General features: G+C 57.1%; 14 protein-coding genes and 1 tRNA gene. 11 read left to right on the forward strand and 4 right to left on the reverse strand.

Features of this window, described 5'->3' with window-relative positions; translation table 11 throughout:
* Nucleotides 1–63: 63 nt before the first annotated feature.
* Complete coding sequence (locus ACZM8Y_RS00700) at nucleotides 64–1,368, reverse strand: phenylacetate--CoA ligase family protein (RefSeq protein ID WP_479859830.1); 1,305 nt, start codon at nucleotides 1,366–1,368, stop codon at nucleotides 64–66.
* Nucleotides 1,369–1,591: 223 nt separating this feature from the next.
* On the opposite strand from ACZM8Y_RS00700, the gene rsfS reads away from it, so the two are divergent.
* From rsfS to hmcF, 10 genes are all read left to right on the forward strand, one after another.
* Complete coding sequence (gene rsfS, locus ACZM8Y_RS00705; protein ID WP_487474828.1) at nucleotides 1,592–2,023, forward strand: ribosome silencing factor; 432 nt, start codon at nucleotides 1,592–1,594, stop codon at nucleotides 2,021–2,023.
* 24 nt (nucleotides 2,024–2,047) lie between these two features.
* On the forward strand, nucleotides 2,048–3,634 hold the full coding sequence (gene gpmI / locus ACZM8Y_RS00710; protein ID WP_482331992.1) for a 2,3-bisphosphoglycerate-independent phosphoglycerate mutase: 1,587 nt from the start codon (nucleotides 2,048–2,050) through the stop codon (nucleotides 3,632–3,634).
* On the forward strand, nucleotides 3,631–3,873 hold the full coding sequence (locus ACZM8Y_RS00715) for a hypothetical protein (RefSeq protein WP_005028848.1): 243 nt from the start codon (nucleotides 3,631–3,633) through the stop codon (nucleotides 3,871–3,873). The genes gpmI and ACZM8Y_RS00715 overlap by 4 nt, the downstream gene beginning before the upstream one ends.
* 1,833 nt (nucleotides 3,874–5,706) lie before the next feature.
* On the forward strand, nucleotides 5,707–6,594 hold the full coding sequence (locus tag ACZM8Y_RS00720) for a GNAT family N-acetyltransferase (RefSeq protein ID WP_482331303.1): 888 nt from the start codon (nucleotides 5,707–5,709) through the stop codon (nucleotides 6,592–6,594).
* Nucleotides 6,595–6,871: 277 nt separating this feature from the next.
* Complete coding sequence (gene hmcA, locus ACZM8Y_RS00725) at nucleotides 6,872–8,638, forward strand: sulfate respiration complex hexadecaheme cytochrome HmcA (protein ID WP_482331306.1); 1,767 nt, start codon at nucleotides 6,872–6,874, stop codon at nucleotides 8,636–8,638.
* A gap of 14 nt (nucleotides 8,639–8,652) precedes the next feature.
* Complete coding sequence (hmcB, locus tag ACZM8Y_RS00730) at nucleotides 8,653–9,879, forward strand: sulfate respiration complex iron-sulfur protein HmcB (protein WP_302552185.1); 1,227 nt, start codon at nucleotides 8,653–8,655, stop codon at nucleotides 9,877–9,879.
* A 72-nt stretch (nucleotides 9,880–9,951) separates the two neighbouring features.
* Nucleotides 9,952–11,172, forward strand: a complete 1,221-nt coding sequence (gene hmcC, locus ACZM8Y_RS00735; RefSeq protein ID WP_302552202.1) for a sulfate respiration complex protein HmcC — start codon at nucleotides 9,952–9,954, stop codon at nucleotides 11,170–11,172.
* 17 nt (nucleotides 11,173–11,189) lie between these two features.
* Nucleotides 11,190–11,333, forward strand: a complete 144-nt coding sequence (gene hmcD, locus ACZM8Y_RS00740) for a sulfate respiration complex protein HmcD (protein WP_005028864.1) — start codon at nucleotides 11,190–11,192, stop codon at nucleotides 11,331–11,333.
* A gap of 18 nt (nucleotides 11,334–11,351) precedes the next feature.
* On the forward strand, nucleotides 11,352–12,032 hold the full coding sequence (gene hmcE / locus ACZM8Y_RS00745; RefSeq protein ID WP_302552184.1) for a sulfate respiration complex protein HmcE: 681 nt from the start codon (nucleotides 11,352–11,354) through the stop codon (nucleotides 12,030–12,032).
* Nucleotides 12,033–12,065: 33 nt separating this feature from the next.
* Entirely contained in the window at nucleotides 12,066–13,460 is a 1,395-nt protein-coding gene (gene hmcF / locus ACZM8Y_RS00750; protein WP_337431900.1) for a sulfate respiration complex iron-sulfur protein HmcF, read from the forward strand.
* A 427-nt stretch (nucleotides 13,461–13,887) separates the two neighbouring features.
* Here the strand turns inward: hmcF and ACZM8Y_RS00755 are convergent, their stop codons facing one another.
* Entirely contained in the window at nucleotides 13,888–15,102 is a 1,215-nt protein-coding gene (locus ACZM8Y_RS00755) for an iron-containing alcohol dehydrogenase (RefSeq protein WP_482331316.1), read from the reverse strand.
* Nucleotides 15,103–15,494: 392 nt separating this feature from the next.
* Nucleotides 15,495–16,130 (reverse strand): hypothetical protein, encoded by a 636-nt coding sequence (locus ACZM8Y_RS00760; protein WP_482331320.1) that lies wholly within the window; start codon nucleotides 16,128–16,130, stop codon nucleotides 15,495–15,497.
* A gap of 1,159 nt (nucleotides 16,131–17,289) precedes the next feature.
* Here ACZM8Y_RS00760 and tsaA point away from each other — a divergent pair.
* Nucleotides 17,290–17,976 carry a tRNA (N6-threonylcarbamoyladenosine(37)-N6)-methyltransferase TrmO gene (tsaA, locus tag ACZM8Y_RS00765; protein ID WP_482331324.1) on the forward strand — a complete coding sequence of 229 codons (687 nt, stop codon included), beginning with the start codon at nucleotides 17,290–17,292 and terminating at the stop codon, nucleotides 17,974–17,976.
* Between the two features lie 475 nt (nucleotides 17,977–18,451).
* Here tsaA and ACZM8Y_RS00770 read toward each other — a convergent pair.
* Nucleotides 18,452–18,527 (reverse strand) — tRNA-Thr (locus ACZM8Y_RS00770).
* Nucleotides 18,528–18,532: the final 5 nt, after the last annotated feature.

The raw sequence follows: 18,532 nt of genomic DNA on the forward strand, positions 1-18,532 counted from the left end.
GCGGTCAATACCATAGGTCTTGTTCTGGATACGAACCAAAGCTGCTTCCAACCCCAATATGAATCACTGCATCACGCGCTTGTCGATGACGCGGACGGCCTTGCCTTCTGAGCGCGGGATGGAGTGCGGCTCCACAAGGCGAACCTTGGTGGTGACGCCGAGGAATTCCTTGATGCCCTTCTGGATGCGCTGCTCGCGCTGCTGGAGATCCTTGATCGCGTCGGAGAACATCGCGCCGTCGAGCTCGACCTGTACCTCAACGTAGTCGAGGTTGTTCTCGCGGGTGAGGATGAGCTGATAGTGCGGGGAAACGCCCTGCACTTCGAGGAGCAGGCTTTCGATCTGCGAGGGGAAGACGTTCACGCCGCGGATGATCAGCATGTCGTCGCTGCGGCCCGTGATGCGGTTCATGCGCACGTGGGTGCGGCCGCAGGAGCAGGGCGTATAGTTCAGCGAGGTGATGTCGCGGGTGCGGTAACGGACCAGCGGGATGCCCTGCTTGGTCAGCGTGGTGATGACCAGCTCGCCGGTGCTGCCTTCGGGCAGGACTTCGCCGGTGGCGGGGTCGATGATTTCGGGCAGGAAATGGTCTTCCCAAATGTGCATTCCGTGCTGTTCTTTGGCGCAGGACTGGGAAACGCCGGGGCCCATGATTTCGGAAAGGCCGTAGATGTTCGTCGCGGTGATGCCGAGCTTGTCCTCGATTTCGCGGCGCATTTCCTCAGTCCACGGTTCGGCCCCGAAGACGCCGAGGCGGAGGGGCAGATCCTTGATGTTGATCCCTATTTCGAGGCCCGCGTCATAGAGATGCAGGGCGTAGGACGGCGTACAGCAGAGCACGGTCGCGCCGAAGTCGCGCATAAGCTGGACTTGGCGCTTGGTCGAGCCGCCGGACATGGGGATGACGGTCGCGCCGAGGCGTTCCGCGCCGTAGTGGGCGCCGAGGCCGCCGGTGAACAGGCCGTAGCCGTAGGAAACCTGCACGATGTCATTGGCGGTGGCTCCGGCCGCGGCCAATGAGCGGGCGGCGCATTCGGCCCACATTTCAATATCGCGCTTGGTATACCCGACCACGGTGGCCTTGCCGGTGGTTCCGCTGGAGGCATGGATGCGCTGGATCATTTCCATCGGGACGGCGAACAGCCCGTAAGGGTAGTTGTTCCGCATGTCCTGCTTCAGGGTGAAGGGAAGGAATTTCAGATCGTCCAGCGACTGCACGTCGGCAGGCTTGATGCCCTTTTCGTCGAAACTGCGGCGATAGAAGGGGACATTAGCGTAAACGCGACGGCACAGGTCTTGAAGGCGACTCAGTTGGATTTCCCGAATCTTCTCCCGCGGCATCGTTTCCTTGTCTATGTTGAAAATCATACAGTCCTCCAAACGGAATGCGTAAAGTCGAGACACACGAGGATTGCCCCATTTGCCCGGAGCGGTCAAGAGCCGAAAAAGGGGATTTTTACCCTGTCCATCAGTGGTTTCCGGGCCCGGAAGGGGCAGGGCTTTCGTTGCGATCAACCCGAAAATGGAGTATGCCTCGGCGATGGAACAACATAATTCTACATCTACGGCGTCTCAGGCAACCCCCGCTAACATCCCCGCCCCCAAAGCACAGGCGGCCCGCAAATTTTCCACGGCGTCGGCTTCCGAAAAGACGGCCGTTCTTGTGAAGTGGCTCGAAGAAAGCAAGGCCCGCGATATCGTGGCCCTCGACGTGGCGGGCAAGAGCCCGTGCATGGACGTGGTCATCGTGGTCACGGCGTCTTCACTCCGCCATGCCAAGAGCCTCGCCGACGGCCTGATGGAACAGTGCACCAAGAACAACTATGAATTCCTGCGCATGGAAGGCTATCAGACCGGGCAGTGGATTCTGGCCGACCTCAATGACATCGTCGTGCATATTTTCCAGCAGGACGTGCGCGAGCTTTTCCGCATCGAATCCCTTTGGAAGGAATCCCCCGCATTGTATGGCGAAATGCCCACGGTGTCCCCCCGTCGCGCAGAACCCGCCGGGGACGAAGAGTAAGCCCCAGCCCCAAGGAAGTGCATCATGTCCCTCACCCCAACCCTGCTCCTCATTCTTGACGGCTACGGATTGGCTCCCGCCGGGCCGGGCAATGCCGCCGGCCTTGCCCGGACGCCCAACATCGATCGGCTCATCTCCCTGCCGGGCGCGACGCGCATCGACGCATCCGGGCGCGCGGTGGGGCTGCCCGCCGGATATATGGGCAATTCCGAAGTGGGGCACCTCAATATCGGGGCCGGGCGCATCGTGTATCAGGATATGACCCGCATCGACGTGGCGATGGAGACGGGCGAACTCGCCTCCAACGCCGCCCTGCTTGAGCTGTTGGCGGGCGTGAAGCGGACGGGCGGGCGGCTGCATTTCGCGGGCCTGCTGTCCGACGGCGGCGTCCACAGCCACATCAACCACCTCGGCGCGCTCATGGACATCGCCGCGGCCCACGGCGTGGACGTGCGCGTCCATGCGTTTATGGACGGGCGCGACACCAGCCCCACCAGCGGCGCGGGGTTCCTCAGGCAGCTTGGGGATATGATGGCGCGGACGCGGGCGGCGCATTCCGGCGTGTCGGTGGAACAGGCTTCCCTCGTGGGGCGGTTTTACGCGATGGATCGCGACAAGCGCTGGGAGCGGGTAAAGGTTGCGTGGGACATGATGGTCCACGGCGAAGGCCGGCGCGCCTCCGATCCTGTGGCGGCCGTTGAAGCCCTGTATGCCGCCGGGGAAACCGACGAATTCCTCAAGCCGCAGGTGTTCGGCGATCCCGCCGACGTGTGCGTCAGGAACGGCGACGGCATCTTCTTCATCAATTTCCGCGCCGACCGTGGGCGCGAGCTGGTGAGCGCCTTCCATTTCCCTGATTTTGACGGGTTCGATCGCGGCGGCGTCCCGGCACTGGCGGGCCTTGTGACCATGACTTCCTACGACAGTTCGCTGCATGTGCCGGTAGCGTTTCCCAAGGAAAATCTGGTGCAGACGCTCGGTGAAGTCGTGGCGGACGCGGGCGCGCATCAGCTCCGTATCGCCGAAACCGAGAAGTACGCCCATGTGACCTACTTTTTCAGCGGCGGGCGTGAGGAGCCCTTCCCCCTTGAGGATCGCATCCTCGTCAATTCGCCGAAGGATGTGGCGACCTACGATCTCAAGCCGCAGATGAGCGTACTTGAGGTGACGGATCGCTTCCTCGAAGCGTGGGCCGCCGGGCCGGAAAAGGACGGCGTGCCGTATACGCTGGCGGTCTGCAATCTGGCGAACCCCGACATGGTGGGGCACACCGGCGTCATCGAGGCGGCGGTGAAGGCGCTTGAGTATGTGGACGGCTGTGTGGCCCGGCTGGTGGAAGCCGTGCTGGGTTCCGGCGGCCGTGTGCTGATGACGGCGGATCACGGCAACGTCGAGGTGATGCTGGACGAAACCGGGCATCCCCAGACGGCCCACACCTGCAATCAGGTTCCGCTGGTTGTGGTGGAGCGGGGCGCGGACGGCGAACAGGCCGTTCCGTTGCGTTCCGGCGGCAAGCTTGGGGACATTGCGCCCACGCTGCTGGATTTGTGGGGCCTTGCCAAGCCGGGCGTCATGAGCGGCGAAAGCCTTGTCGAAGGAGTGAGGGGATGAGCCTTTCCAGTCGTCCAGTACAGCCCGTGCCGCCGGAGAGCATGGAGCTCGTCTTTTTCTATCGCTGCCCCGGCTGCGGGCGCCGCAATCCGTTAATCGCGCCGACGCAGCCTTCCATGACCCGCTGTGAGTCCTGCGGGGAGCCTTTCCCCGTCATGCCGGTGGATGAGCGCACCGTGCACTACGTCAAGATCATGCTTGCCAACGGCCGCGCCGCTTTGGATCCTGATTTCGCATAGTGTTAGGGGATAATCGGGGGAGGGGAGAGGAAACCTTTCTCTAGAAAGGTTTCCTCTCCCCTCCCCCGAACCCCCTCCTCTCACCTTCCCAAGATTTTCGACCGGTGGGGAGGCCGTGCAACGGCTTTCCCTTTTTTATAGCTGTGTTATAGAAAATGGTTGATACTTTTTTCCTTGAAAATTCCACAGGGATAACCGACAAAATGCTTTAGCCCTGTATTCCGCCAAGAGGAAAACCGGAAAGAAAGGCTGTATTTTCACAGCACTGTGGAGATGAAACAACCACAAACTATAACAGAGCCTTTTTTATTTGAGGGTTGCGTCATAGAAATGGTTGATGCTTTAGTCTTGAAATTCCAAACAGATAATCGATAAAAGGTATCCCCATGAAACCCGCCAACGGGAAAAATGGAGAAACAGGCCGTATTTTCACCATACTATGGAGATAAAACAACTGCATTCTAATGCCGGAGCCCATGAATCATTATTCAATGTGGCTGTGCCATAGGAAGCGGTTGATATTTTATTTCTTGAAATTTCAAAGGAATAACGGATAAAATGCCCCAGCCATGAAGTCCGTCAGCGGAAAAGGTTGGGTAAAAAGTCTATAATTTCACCATATTGTGGAAATAAAACAACCGTATATTCTGACAGGGCCTTAAATGTTATAAGGCTGCCGCATCCATGCGTCTGGGATATTGTCAACGCGATCAGCGTGTTGAAGGGATCGGAGAAACCGCATCCATCTCTGGGATACTGTTTTGATGGCTGATAAGCCTCGGTGCGGCCCTTTGTTCATCAAGGGAAAACTTCCGTCCGCACACAAAAGTTTTAGGGGGATAGGGGAGGGGTTCGGGGAGGGGGAAGGGAGCCCTTTTTCAAAAGGGGCCCCTTCCCCTCCCCGATTCCTTATGCCGGAGCCCATGAATCATTATTCAATGTGGCTGTGCCATAGGAAACGGTTGATGTTTTATTTCTTGAAATTTCAAAGGAATAACAGATAAAATACCCCAGCCATGGAGTCGTCAGCGGAAAAGGTTGGATAAAAAGTCTATAGTTTCATCATATTGTGAAAATAAAACAACTGTATATTCTGACAGAGCCTTAAATGCTATAAGGCTGCCGCATCCATGCGTCTGGGATATTGTCAACGCGATCAGCGTGTTGAAGGGATCGGGGAAACCGCACCCATACTCAGGGATACGGTTTTGATGGCTGGCAAGCCTCGGTGCGGCCCTTTGCTTCATAGAGGGAAAACTTCCGTCCGCACACAAAAGTTTTAGGGGGATGGGGGAGGGGTTCGGGGAGGGGGAAGGGAGCCCTTTTTCAAAAGGGGCCCTTCCCCCAGATTCCTTATGCCGGAGCCCATGAATAATTATTCAATGTGGCTGTGCCATAGGAAGCGGTTGATATTTTATTTCTTGAAATTTCAAAGGAATAACGGATAAAATGCCCCAGCCATGGAGCCCGTAAGCGGAAAAGGGTTGGATAAAAAATCTATAATTTCACCATATTGTGGAAATAAAACAACCGTATATTCTGACAGAGCCTTAAATGTTATAAGGCTGCCGCATCCATGCGTCTGGGATATTGTCAACGCGATCAGTGTGTTGAAGGGATCGGAGAAACCGCATCCATCTCTGGGATACTGTTTTGATGGCTGATAAGCCTCGGTGCGGCCCTTTGTCTCATAGAGGGAAAATTTCCGTCCGCACACAAAAGTTTTAGGGGGATGGGGGAGGGGTTCGGGGAGGGGGAAGGGAGCCCTTTTTCAAAAGGGGCCCTTCCCCCTCCCCGATTCCTCTTTCTCTCCACTCTCCAAAGGATTTACTTATGACACCCTACTATCAGGCTGCTTTGGAAAACTTGTTTGGGCATGTGGCGTTCCTGCAGGGCCGGACACCCGGCATGATGCTGCGGGATCTGGGCGGGGCGCTGCTTGTTGATTCGGGCTTGGGATCGGATACCTTCAATAAGGTGCTCTGGGAATGCGGGGGAGACGGCCTGCCTTGCCGGGTTGCACAGGGGACGGAAAAAAGCCTGCTGAGCGCCGCCGCGGACTGGTTCGCGGGCAAACGCCCCCGTGATCTGCTGGCGTTGCCGGGGGCGGCGCTGCCTCCCGCGACTGAGCGCCCCTTTACCGTGTGGGCCAGCGCCGAGGACGAAGGCGCGCTGAACCGTCAGCGGACGGTGTTTGAACGGGCGGGATACGGGATAGGGGAGCGTGAAACGGGCATGGCTTTGCCCTTGGGCCGCTGGTCGCCGGAAGGGGAGGCGCCGGAGGGGCTGCGGATCGTGCAGGTCAGGACGGCCTCGGAACTCGCCGCTTATGCGGAGGTTCTCGCCGCCAACTGGAACCCGCCGGACGAAGATGTGAAAAGGTTCTACAAGGCTGCGGAACAGGCATTGTTTCAAGCCGTTGCGCCTATGCGCCTGTTTGTGGGCTTTGCCGGGGAGGTGCCTGCGGCCAGCGGGGAACTCTTCCTGAGTGAAAAAGGTAATACGGCGGGATTGCATATGATCAGCACTCGTGAAGCCTTTCGCAGAAGGGGGTTCGGCGGGGCTATGACGGCTGCGCTTTTGCGGGCTGCACAAGCTGCGGGAGCCTCTTTAGCGGTGTTGCAGGCTTCGGACGAGGGGGAACCCGTATACAGGCGGCAAGGGTTTGAGCCGTGCGGCTTGTTCGTGGAGTATGCTCTGAGCGATGAAATCCTTTTTTAAAAGGGAGTTGCATCACAATAAGGATATATGGGCATTCATTGAGCGTTCAAGCAGGCAAAGGGAAGAGATATTCGTTTGTTTTTTCACGAAAATGGGGGTGTTGGCACCTGCTAGGGGGCGTCGGATCAGGCACTTCCCCCTTGACGGAGACTTTTTTTCACGATACCAGCTTGAGAAGCTAGGCACCTGTCTAAGAGCATATGACATCATACTGCAATCAGACTGGTTTTGTTGTCAGGGGAAATGTTTCTTTTTCTATTTGCAAAGGACTGCCACCATGGAAAACGGTCGAAAACTGCTGCGTGGGATTGCGCTGGCGGCGATTGCCGTGATCGGTTTGGGTGGGATTGCGTTGTTTGCTTCACCGTCGCTGGCCGCCCAAACCCGTCCCGACGTGATCCGCATCGATGCCATAGGCCAGCTCAAAAAGCTGGAAATGCCTCCCGCCGTGTTTTTGCATGACGAACACACCAAGGCCCTTGCTGCCACGGGTCAGGACTGTTCCGTTTGTCATACGCCCACCGCGAACGGGCACACTGCCAAATTCCAGCGCGAGGAAGACGGCGCCGACGCCAAGAAGCTGGAAAGCATCTATCATAATGGTTGTATCGGCTGCCATGAGAACATGGCTTCCAACAACCAGAAGACGGGCCCGCTCGACGGCGAATGCCGCGCCTGTCATGACACGAAGCTTCCGTTCAAGGCCGAACAGAAGCCCGTCAAGATGGGCAGCAAGTCGCTTCACTATCTGCACGTCAGCTCCAAAGCCATCGTCAACCCGGCCAACTCTGAAGAAAACTGCGGCGTTTGCCACCATGTGTATGACGAAAAGCTGAACAAGCTCGTATGGAAGAAGGGACAGGAAGACGCCTGCGCCGCCTGCCACGGCGAAAAGGCCGTCGGCTCCACGCCCTCCCTCCAGACTGCCGTACATACCAAGTGCGTGTGGTGTCATGAAAACGTGGCCCAGTCCTCCCGTGCGTATCTGACCGCTCAGGTGGAAGCCAAGAAGGCCGCCGAGCCCAAGAGCACGAAGAAGCTTTCCGCCAAGGAAGTGCAGGCTGAAGCCGCCGCCGAAGCAGCCGCCATTGAGGCCGCGATCGTAACCGGCCCCACCACCTGCGCCGGCTGCCATACCGAAGAGGCCCAGTCCAAGTTCAAGCAGGTAAGCCCGGTTCCCCGCCTGATGCGCGGTCAGCCCGACGCCACCGTGTTGCTGCCCGTCAACAACGCCAAGCGTCCCGTGGGCGCGCCTGAAGCCGGCATGAAGCCCGTGGTGTTCAACCACAAGGCGCATGAGGCTTCCGTGGACAGCTGCCGCACCTGCCACCATGTCCGCATTGAGTCCTGCACCGTCTGCCACACCGTCGACGGCAACAAGGACGGCAACTTCGTGAAGCTGGCCGACGCCATGCATTCGAAGACCTCGGACAGCAGCTGTGTGGGCTGCCATCAGCAGACCGTGATGCAGAAGAAGGAATGCGCCGGTTGCCACGGGGCTGTTCCGGTCATGCCCGCCGACTCCTGCGCCACCTGCCATAAGGACGTGAAGGGCATCACCTCCGCCCAGATCGCCGACGGCTCCGCCTTCGATCTCACGAAGGAACAGCTTGCCGACATCGCCGCCAAGGATCTGGCCGCCCAGCCCGCTCCGGTGAAGCCTTTCCCCGCCGTCGAAGTGCCTGAGACCGTGACCATCGGCGCGCTGTCCAATGATTTTGAACCGAGCGTGTTCCCGCACCGCAAGATCTACGAAGCCCTTGTGAAGGGTGCCGCCGACAGCGGGCTTGCCTCCGCGTTCCATACGTCGCCGACGGCCATGTGTGCCGCGTGCCACCACAACAGCCCCATCGCGGATCTGAAGACGCCGCCGAAGTGCGCCAGCTGCCACGGGATTGAGGCTGACAAGATGGCTGTGAGCGTCAACAAGCCTTCGCTCAAGGCTGCGTATCATCAACAGTGCATGGCCTGCCACGATCGGATGAAGATCGAGAAGCCTGCCGCCACCGATTGCGCGGGTTGCCATACCCCGCGCGTGAAATAGGCGGAGGAGAAGATATGAACCGTAGATCATTTCTGACTCTGATGGGTGGGCTGGGTATCGGTTCGGCTCTGGGCGGCGCGAAATCCGCGTCCGCTGCGGGCGGGACCTTCCACGGCTACCCCGACAGCAAGGGTGTGCTTCACGACACCACGCTGTGCATCGGCTGCCGCAGGTGCGAACAGGCCTGCAACAAGGTCAACGATCTCCCCAAGCCGGAGAAGCCTTTCACCGATCTCAACGTGCTCAACGAAAAGCGCCGCACGTCCGCCAAAGAGTGGACTGTGGTGAACAAGTACCGTCCCGCGAGCCTCGACAAGGACGTGTTCCGCAAGAGCCAGTGCATGCACTGCGAGGAACCCGCCTGCGCCAGCGCGTGCTTCGTGAAGGCGTTTACCAAGAACCCCGACGGTTCCGTGACCTATGATCCCACCCTCTGCGTGGGCTGCCGTTACTGCATGGTCGCGTGCCCGTTCAACATCCCCGGCTACACCTATGACCGCGCCCTCAATCCGCTGGTCCAGAAGTGCACGCTGTGCCATCCCCGCCTGCAGGAAGGCAAGCTCCCCGGCTGCGTGGAAGCCTGCCCCACCGGTGCGCTGGTGTTCGGCAAGCGCAAGGATCTGATCAAGATTGCGTGGGATCGCATCACCGCGCATCCCGAACGCTATCAGAACCATGTGTACGGCGAGCATGAAATGGGCGGTACTGCGTGGATGACCATTTCCGGCGCTGAGTTCAAGGAAGTGGGCCTCAACGAGGATCTCGGCACCAAGGCCGCCGGCGAATATACGGCTGGGGCGCTCGGCGCCGTGCCTATGGTGGTGGGCATTTGGCCTGTCCTGCTCGGCGGCGCGTACGCGATCACCAAGCGTAAGGAACAGATCGCCAAGGAAGAGCAGAACGAGGCTGTGAAGGCCGCCGTCGCCCGTACCGAGGAAGAGGCCGCGAAGAAGCTGCAGGCCAGCCTCGATAAGGCTGCGAAGGAAGCCGCCAAGGAAAAGGATCGCGCCGTCGCTGATGAAGTGAAGAAGGCCGTGGCCGAAGCCGAGGAAGCTCTCCGGGCGCAGCTTGAGGCCGAGAAGGCCGAAGCCGTGGCGAAGGCTGCGGAAGAGGCTGCCGCGAAGGCCGCTGAAGAGGCCGCTGCGAAGGCGGCCGAACAAGCCGCCGCCAAGGCCGCTAAGCCTTCCAAGCCTGAAAAGGGCAAGAAGGGCAAGCACGACACCAACGGCGGGGAGGCGTAAGCAATGAAACTCTGGAAGAACCTCTCGAATCGTCTTGATGCCGTGGCTGACGCCATGGCCGCCAAGCCGTGCATGCAAGGCTGCGTGGGCAAGACGCTGCTCTCCATCCCTCGCACGCCCGGCAACCTGATCACGGCTGTCATCCTCGCCATCGGGCTGCTGATCACCATCGGCCGCTTCGGGTTCGGGCTCGGCGCGGTGACCAACTTGGATGACAACAACCCTTGGGGCATTTGGATCGCCTTTGACCTGCTGTGCGGCGTTGCGCTGGCGGCTGGCGGCTATGTGACCTCTTCGGCCTGCTACCTCTTCGGTATGAAGCGGTATCATTCGGCCGTGCGCCCCGCCATCCTGACGGCCTTCCTCGGTTATGCCTTTGTGGTCGTCGCCCTGTTGTACGACGTGGGCCAGCCGTGGCGTCTGCCCTATCCCTTGGTCGTGTCGCAGGGGACTACGTCCCTGCTGTTTGAAGTAGGCCTGTGCGTGGGCATCTATCTGACCGTGCTGTTCATCGAATGGTCCCCCGTGGGCCTTGAATGGCTCCTCGGCATGAAGGACGCCCCCTGCTGGCTCGTCCGCCTGCGCCCCCGTATGCACACCATCCGCAAGGCCGTGCTGTGCGCTACCATCCCGCTGACCATTCTTGGTGTGGTGTTGTCCACGATGCACCAGTCCTCGCTGGGCGCGCTGTTCCTCATCGCCCCGAGCAAGATGCACCCCCTGTGGTACTCGCCGTTCATGCCGGTGTTCTTCTTCATCTCCTCGATGGTGGCCGGCCTTTCGATGGTCATTTTCGAGGGCACGCTGTCTCACAAGGCACTGCATAACAAGATGGACGAAACCCACCTGCGCGAAGCTGACGGCGTCGTGTTCGGCTTCGGCCGCGCGGCTTCCTTCGTGCTGATCGGCTACTTCTTCATCAAGGTGCTGGACACCACCATGGACAACGATTGGCACTACCTCGCTTCCGGTTACGGTGCGTGGTTTGCCGTCGAAATGGTCGGCTTCGTGCTTCTGCCCGCCTTCCTGTATGCCCTCGGCGTGCGCGAAAAGAATATCACGCTCATCCGTGTGGCGTCGGTGTTCGGCGTGCTCGGCATCGTCGTCAACCGCTTCAACGTGTGCCTTGTGGCCTTCAACTGGCAGTTGGACAGCGCGGATCGCTACTTCCCGAGCATTTCGGAAGTGTTCCTGTCCATCTTTATCGTAACCCTGATCGTGACGGCGTACCGCTTCGTGTGCTCGAAGATGCCGGTCCTGTACGAACACCCTGATTTCAAGGACGCCCACTAGGGCGCCGGGAGCGAAATATGGAAGATTTCCCCACGCTCTACTCGTTTATGATTTTCACCAAGGGCTGGACGTATGTCCTCATGGGCGTCGCGCTCGTGGGGTTCCTCGGATACTGGCGCTTCCTTTTTGGTCGCGACGAGCGAACCGGCAGACCCGAGTAATCCGCAAGGAGCTGTTCTATGTACGAATTCCTCACTGGTCCCATGTTGTGGGCTGCCTTTCTCATCTTTGTGATTGGCCTTGCCCGCCGTGTGGTCCTGTATATCCGGGGGCTGGATTGGCGGCTTGAACGTGTCGCCTACGGCCCCGGCCGTAAAATCGGTATGAAGGGCGCGATTTCTTCCGTCTTTCAGTGGCTGGTTCCTTTTGGGACGCACAGTTGGCGCAAGCAGCCCTATTTCACCATCGCCTTCTTCCTGTTCCATATCGGCGTGGTGATCGTGCCTCTGTTCCTTGCCGGTCACATGGTCATTATGCAGGAGCGTTTCGGCTTCAGCCTGCCCGCGCTGCCCATGTGGTTCTCCGACGCCTTTACGGTGCTCGCCATCGTCGGTGCGTTTATGATGGTTCTGCGCCGCATCGCGCTGCCGGAAGTCCGCTTCCTGACGAACTGGGGCGACTGGGGCATCCTGCTGCTGGTGCTGTTCGTGCTCGTCGCCGGTTTCCTCGCCCGGATGCAGGCCCCCGGCTATGAAAGCTGGCTCCTGTGGCACATCTTCTCGGCCGAGCTGGTGCTCATTTTGGCGCCGTTCACCAAGCTTTCCCACATCGTGCTGTACTTCATGTCGCGCGGTCAGCTTGGCATGGACTACGCCATCAAGCGTGGCGGCGCGTCGCGCGGCCCCGCTTTCCCCTGGTAATCCTCCGGGATTGTCAGCATATTGGAGGACAACATGCCTGAAGGCAAGTTTTGCAACAGACGGCCCATCAAGACCGAGGAAGAGCTGAAAGCGCTTCTCGGCGACAAGGGTGGGCAGCAGTATTATAAAGAAATGGAAACATTGGAAGTGGACACGGTCGCTCTGTGGGATACCCTGCAGAAGACCTGCAAGTCCCGCACCCGCACGTGGCTCGAAATTTGCGCCCACTGCGGCCTGTGCGCGAACAGCTGCTTCCTCTATACGGCGAACAACCGCGATCCCAAGCAGGTTCCGTCTTATAAGATCCAGTCCACGCTCGGCGAAATGCTTCGCCGTAAGGGGCAGGTCGATACCCAGTTCATGATCGATACGATGGAAGTGGCGTGGGCGAAATGCACCTGCTGCAACCGTTGCGGCACGTACTGTCCGCACGGCATCGACATGGGCGTCATGTTCAGCTATCTGCGCGGCATACTGTATTCTCAGGGCTTCGTGCCGTGGGAACTCAAGATCGGCGCGGGCATGCACCGTGTATACGGCGCCCAGATGGACGTGACCACCGAGGACTGGGTGGACACCTGCGAATGGATGGCCGATGAAAACTCGGAAGAGTGGCCGGGCCTTGAGATTCCGATCGACAAGGAAGACTGCGATGTCATGTACATCCTGAACGCCCGCGAACCCAAGCACTATCCTGAAGACGTGGCGCAGGCCGCCATCCTCTTCCATGTGGCCGGGGAAAAGTGGACCGTTCCTTCCGTGGGTTGGGAAAACACGTCCCTGTCCATGTTTGCCGGTGACTGGGAAGCGTGCGCCGATAACGTGAAGCGGATCTATGGCGCGGTTGACCGTCTGCGCCCCAAGATGGTCGTGGGCACGGAATGCGGCCATGCGCACCGTGCCACGGTCGTGGAAGGCCCCTATTGGGCCGGACGCGAAGACGGCAAGCCGCCGGTTCCGTTCCTGCACTATGTGGAATGGCTGGCCGATGCGCTGCGCAAGGGCAAGATCAAGATCGACCCCGCCAAGCGCCTCAAGATGCCCGTGACCTTGCAGGATTCGTGCAACTACATCCGTAACCACGGCCTTGCCGAGCACACCCGCTACATCATGAGCCAGATCGCGGATGACTTCCGTGAAATGACGTGCAACCGCGAAGACAACTTCTGCTGCGGTGGCGGCGGCGGCTTCAACGGCATCGGCAAGTTCCGCCCGCAGCGTGACAAGGGCCTGTACATGAAGTTGCAGCAGATCCGCGAAACCGGCGCCAAGCTGGTCATTTCGCCCTGCCACAACTGCTGGGACGCCATCCGTGATATGATGGAGGTGTACCATGTGCACGACATCAAGTGGAGCTTCCTCAAGCCCCTCATCATCGATATGATGATCGTCCCCGATCATCTGAAACCGCATGATGACGAGGAATAAGGAATGGCGGGAACGCGGAGAGGAAGGAGCAGCTTTTTCTGAAGGCTTTTTCTCTTTCCGTATCCTCTAAACCCCTATTCGTAACCGTTCACGGTTTCAATCAGGCCCGCCTGAACGAACGGATCGGTTATATGAGTATGAAAACGCCCCGAATCAATGGTTCGGGGCGTTTTCATTTTATGGGCTTCACAGCCTGTTGAGGATACTGAGCGTCCGAAACAAGGAACTACCCGCTATGCGGGGGATTATGATAGGAGGGTATGGCTGTTGCACAGGCTGGGTTCTTTTGCGCCTGATCTGCCTTTTCCCCTTGGGGAAGCTCGGATTGGGGCAAACCGTCCAAGCCGCTTCTGGAGCGGCCATAGGGCCGGAAGCGTTCCGCGGATGAACCGCTATGCCGTAAGGCCCTCTTCCCTTTTTCAGTCGCTTACCCATGCATTTTCTTTAATGAGTTCCTGTAAATCCTTTCAATGCGCTCAGGAGTTGCCGGGACGGGGGCGACGGAGAGAAGCAGCCCAAGGGACGGTGTTGTCTGGGTGAGTTCGCACAGGCGCTGGATGTCGTTCTCAGTGAACCCCTCATCCTCCAGCTTCTGCGGTACGCCCATGTCGGCGAGCCACGCTTCAACGCATCCGGCGGCCTTATGGGCCTCGTCCGGGGTTCCTTTGAGGTCAGGCGTCAGCGGCCGTAAAATCGTGCCCAGCGTGGCGGCACAGGCGGGATAGCACTCTTCGATGATGGCAGGAAGGATCATGGAAAGGCCAAGGCCGTGTGCGAGTTCCGGCTTGACGCCGCTGAGTGGGTGTTCCAGTGCATGTGTGAAGTGGAGCAGCCCGTTGTCAAAGGCGGTTCCCGCGATCATGGAAGCGTAAGACAGGCAGTAACGGGCCTTGAGGTCTTCGGGGTTGGCGAGCGCCTTGGGCAGGTATTCCGCCACAAGGCGGATGGTCTCCCCAGCCAGCAGGATGGACAACGGGTTGGCAGTAACGGCGGTGGCGGCTTCGATGACGTGGTTTACGGCATCAATGGAGACATAGCGGGTCTGCTTGGGCGAGAGCTTGGTCATCAAGCCCGGATCGTCGATGGAGAACAGGGGATAGAGGCAGTCATAGGCGATGGCGGGCTTGTGGTTGCGCTTCGTAATGCTGGCCACGGCGAAGCGGTTGACTTCGCTGCCCGTACCGTGGGTCAGGTTGACGACAACGATGGGGACAGCCTTTGTCGGCGTGAACGCGAAAGTATACAGTTCTTCCGCCGTCTTGTCGGGATTGGCGAGGATAATCGCCGCGCTCTTGCCCGCATCGATGGGGCTGCCGCCGCCAATGCAGATGACGGCCTTGGCATCGGCAGATCTGCCGAGGGCCGCCGCCTCGTCTATGGAGTCGGTCGTGGGGTTGGGGGTTACCTTGTCGTACAGGGCGATGCGTATGCCGTGCTTGGCGCAGGCTGCGGTAACGTAATCCCATGCGCCGGTGAGCTTGTAGGAATGCCCACCGGTCACGCAAAGGACGGAGTCGATGCCTCTGGCCTTCAGCTCGGCGGCAATAGCATCCATCTTGGCGATGGCCCCGACTCCAAGATAGGCTGTTGTCTTGGTACGGATTTCCTTGACATCATGCTCATTGAATCGAGTATCCCACATGGCGGGCTCCTTGATGGGAAATATGTTAGATTGAACAATCAAACAAATTATTCTTTTATTCACAAATAAAGCCGGGTACACTGGCTGTCAAGATGGCTGCCGTGCTTTCACCTCAAAAATCATGGAAAAGATAATAGTAAGAAAAGAATTTATTTTGAACATTTACTATATTAGGTGGTATTGTGCCCAGAAAAAGGCAAGAGGCCCTCTCAGCCTAAAGGGTTCTCTTCCATTCCCGATCCGGCCTGCCAAGCCAGCGCCTTAGGCCCGTTACGCGCAAGAGCCACTTGATGAACATCTTTATGCCCCAATAAAACGGAATGATCGGCAAGGCGCATTTATGTGGAGAGCATAGGGGAATGATTGGTTGATGCCATTATTATTTCAATAGATTAAAAACGATATGCAAATCCAAGTGATAAAACGGGATACCACGTATATTTATGCACTTTGTTTTTAATATTGTCTTCCTCTGCTTGTATTCTCGCAATATAGTGTTCAGGAATAGGAACATCAGGAAGTTGGAAGGAAACACGGGCCTTTCCCATATATAAGGCCCCAAGTGAGGCATGCCACCCTAAAGAGGATTCTGATTGTTGGGTACTTTCCCAACCAATGCCAATATAAGGTGCGAGCCTTTCCCATGTAGCCGTTCCGTTCGTTTGATTGATGAGTTCCTTGTAAATGGGATTTATTGCATTTACCGAAGTGGAAAGCGTTGTATCCAATTTGAAGTAATAAGCTCCGGCGGATACCCGAAAAGCATTTTCAAAGGGAAAGATATCCAATAATAAACCGATGCTGTGACTGGAGTCTTCGGTCTTATACTGAATGCCCTTTAGTTTTATTTTTGTATCGAATGGTTGAGTAAAGGCACTTAACCTATAGGCTATGAAACTGTTTTGACGATAGCTGACGTCAACTCCAACCCCAAGGGTACTTACGGAAGGCTGGATGGAAAACGGAGACGCCGAAGCGACACTTGGAAACAAAAGGACACAGCATAAGAGAAAGGAACGGATGGACATGATACACCTCACGGGAGCGTCTTTTCCGTCATATAGGCATATCAAGAAATGAGTTGGCAACTATGGATTGTTTGAGCCGAATGAGTATTTTGTGGGGACATGCAGATACGGAGGCATATGCTGATTTTTACATGGCCTATAAGAATGGTTTTGTCATGGCATGTGATTATTTTGTCCCCACAGTATGTTGAAAATACAACCTTTTTATCCAGTTTTTCTGTTGGCGGGCTTCATGTATGGAATATTTTATCGGTGGCTGTGCCATAGAAAATGGTTGTTTTTTCCTTGAAGTTCCAAAGGAATAACCAACAACATGCCTTAACTGTGGATTCCGCCGATGGGAAAGCTGGAGAAAAAGGCTGTATTTTCGCCGCGCTGTAGAGATGAAACAACCATATGTATGGCAGAGCATTTCGGTTATTCCTTCAGAGTTTCAGGAAATAAAGTATCAACCATTTTCTATGGCACAGCCATAAGGATAAGGGTGGATCAACAAATAATAGGCGACGGTGCTTTAATGTAGCGTATAAGGAGGGGAATCCCTTCCATATGGATGGAAAATAGCAGGCCGCACTGCCTTCCCACCGCCATTTTTGCGTAGGTGCTTTTCGAGGGATGGTGCGGCGGATATTCCGCACCAAAGGAGGGCTTCATGATGAGGAGCCTTGTGCGCCGGTCTCCGGCCTAATATGATGGACGCCTGCCCAACTGCGGTTACGGGTGGAAAACATGGGGTCCATTTGGATGGAGGGGCGGCAAAGGCTGTACTGACCTGTTTTATATGTTGGTTCATGGTGGTGGAACCGATGGTAGCGAAGGGGCCAGTTGCTTTCGTGATATTTCGAGGGCTATCCGGCAAGCCTCTGTGTTTTGGAAGTCAGCGTCCTTTTTCTGGACAATGTTGCCCCCTATTCGGGATGCTGGGCCAATGCGCCAGGTTGTTTCGTCAATTAGATATAATTTATTGAGATTATGTAACTGTTTTTAACGTCATGAAAGGATTGTTTTTAATGATTTCAAATAGTTATATTTAACTGACAACATAACCTAGTGTCTTTCGCCATTAGGTGGAGGCGGGCGGTTCTTTTTTCCACAGCGTTTTCATGATTCCGATGAGCGCCGGATGATGCACAGCGATGCTCGAAAAGGTGATGCTGCCATGAATGTAATTGCATATATCCATAATGATTTTCAGGAAAAATTTGGCATTCCCCGGCAAAGCGGGGTTGTGGGGACGGCTCTGTCAGAGATTGTGTTTGAGCCTGACTACCGGAGTGCGGAGGCATTGCGCGGGTTGGAAGGTTTTTCCCATATCTGGCTGATCTGGGCGTTTTCCGCATCCGCAGGCAAAGGCTGGTCGCCTACGGTTCGGCCTCCGCGTTTAGGCGGCAATGCGCGGGTCGGGGTTTTTGCCTCGCGTTCCCCGTTCCGTCCGAATCCGCTGGGGCTGTCGGCGGTGAAGCTGGAGGATATTGTGCTCCAGTCCCCGGAAGGGCCGTTGTTGCGGGTTTCTGGAGCCGATCTGCTGCATGGGACGCCGATTTTTGACATAAAGCCCTACCTTCCCTACGCGGATTGCATCCCGCAGGCGACAGGCGGTTTTGCAGGGACGAAACCAGAGCCCCGGCTTGAGGTGAACGCCGATCCGGAAATCCTGCAAGGGCTCCCGGCAGGCAAATGGGCGACGCTGCATGAGGTGCTGTCCCTTGATCCCCGCCCGTCCTATCAGAATGATCCCGAACGGGTTTATGGATTTGCCTTTGCCGGGCGCAATGTCAGGTTCCGGGTCAGCGGTTCTGCGCTTGAGGTGCTTTCCATTGATGCCATAGGGGAAAAGCTCCCGTGATGGAGCGCTTTGACGATGGTGAGCTTTGCCGGGAAGCCGTGCAGCCGTCAACAAAAGCCCCGGCCCATGCAGGGTGGAGGCAATGGAGCCAGCGGAAGGCAAAGGGCATGGCGGTTGCGATGCGGCGGCTGTAAGGCGGTTCATGCGTAGGAAGGACAGGGATGGCCCTGTCGAATGTGATTGTTTGCCTCCCCAGTATGTTGTTGGGATACGGCCTTTTTCTCCGTTTTTTGTTGGCGGATTTCACGGCTGAGATATTTTGTTGGTTCTCTTTTGGGAACTTCAAGAATAAAGCATCAACCGCTTGCCGTGGCACGGCCATGTCGTCGAGCGCAGGCTAAGCTCATTGCATCGTTCAAGATTTGAGGGGGAGAGTCTCCATAACGTTTTTTCAGATGAAAAAGCGGGAAAGAGATGTGAGCGGCCACAACGAAAAAGCCCTTATGGTTGTTCACCATAAGGGCTTGATTTCTCGTGGAGCCTTTGAGCAGAATTGAACTGCTGACCTCATCCTTACCAAGGATGCGCTCTACCAACTGAGCTACAAAGGCGTCTC

The sequence above is a fragment of the Bilophila sp. genome, from assembly GCF_057864385.1.

Bases quoted from the DNA above. Each gene is read 5' to 3' on its own strand.
- ACZM8Y_RS00700 (WP_479859830.1), bottom strand. From the start codon at position 1,368: ATGATTTTCAACATAGACAAGGAAACGATGCCGCGGGAGAAGATTCGG.
- gpmI (WP_482331992.1), top strand. From the start codon at position 2,048: ATGTCCCTCACCCCAACCCTGCTCCTCATTCTTGACGGCTACGGATTG.
- ACZM8Y_RS00715 (WP_005028848.1), top strand. From the start codon at position 3,631: ATGAGCCTTTCCAGTCGTCCAGTACAGCCCGTGCCGCCGGAGAGCATG.
- ACZM8Y_RS00720 (WP_482331303.1), top strand. From the start codon at position 5,707: ATGACACCCTACTATCAGGCTGCTTTGGAAAACTTGTTTGGGCATGTG.
- hmcA (WP_482331306.1), top strand. From the start codon at position 6,872: ATGGAAAACGGTCGAAAACTGCTGCGTGGGATTGCGCTGGCGGCGATT.
- hmcB (WP_302552185.1), top strand. From the start codon at position 8,653: ATGAACCGTAGATCATTTCTGACTCTGATGGGTGGGCTGGGTATCGGT.
- hmcC (WP_302552202.1), top strand. From the start codon at position 9,952: ATGCAAGGCTGCGTGGGCAAGACGCTGCTCTCCATCCCTCGCACGCCC.
- hmcD (WP_005028864.1), top strand. From the start codon at position 11,190: ATGGAAGATTTCCCCACGCTCTACTCGTTTATGATTTTCACCAAGGGC.
- hmcE (WP_302552184.1), top strand. From the start codon at position 11,352: ATGTACGAATTCCTCACTGGTCCCATGTTGTGGGCTGCCTTTCTCATC.
- hmcF (WP_337431900.1), top strand. From the start codon at position 12,066: ATGCCTGAAGGCAAGTTTTGCAACAGACGGCCCATCAAGACCGAGGAA.
- ACZM8Y_RS00755 (WP_482331316.1), bottom strand. From the start codon at position 15,102: ATGTGGGATACTCGATTCAATGAGCATGATGTCAAGGAAATCCGTACC.
- ACZM8Y_RS00760 (WP_482331320.1), bottom strand. From the start codon at position 16,130: ATGTCCATCCGTTCCTTTCTCTTATGCTGTGTCCTTTTGTTTCCAAGT.
- tsaA (WP_482331324.1), top strand. From the start codon at position 17,290: ATGAATGTAATTGCATATATCCATAATGATTTTCAGGAAAAATTTGGC.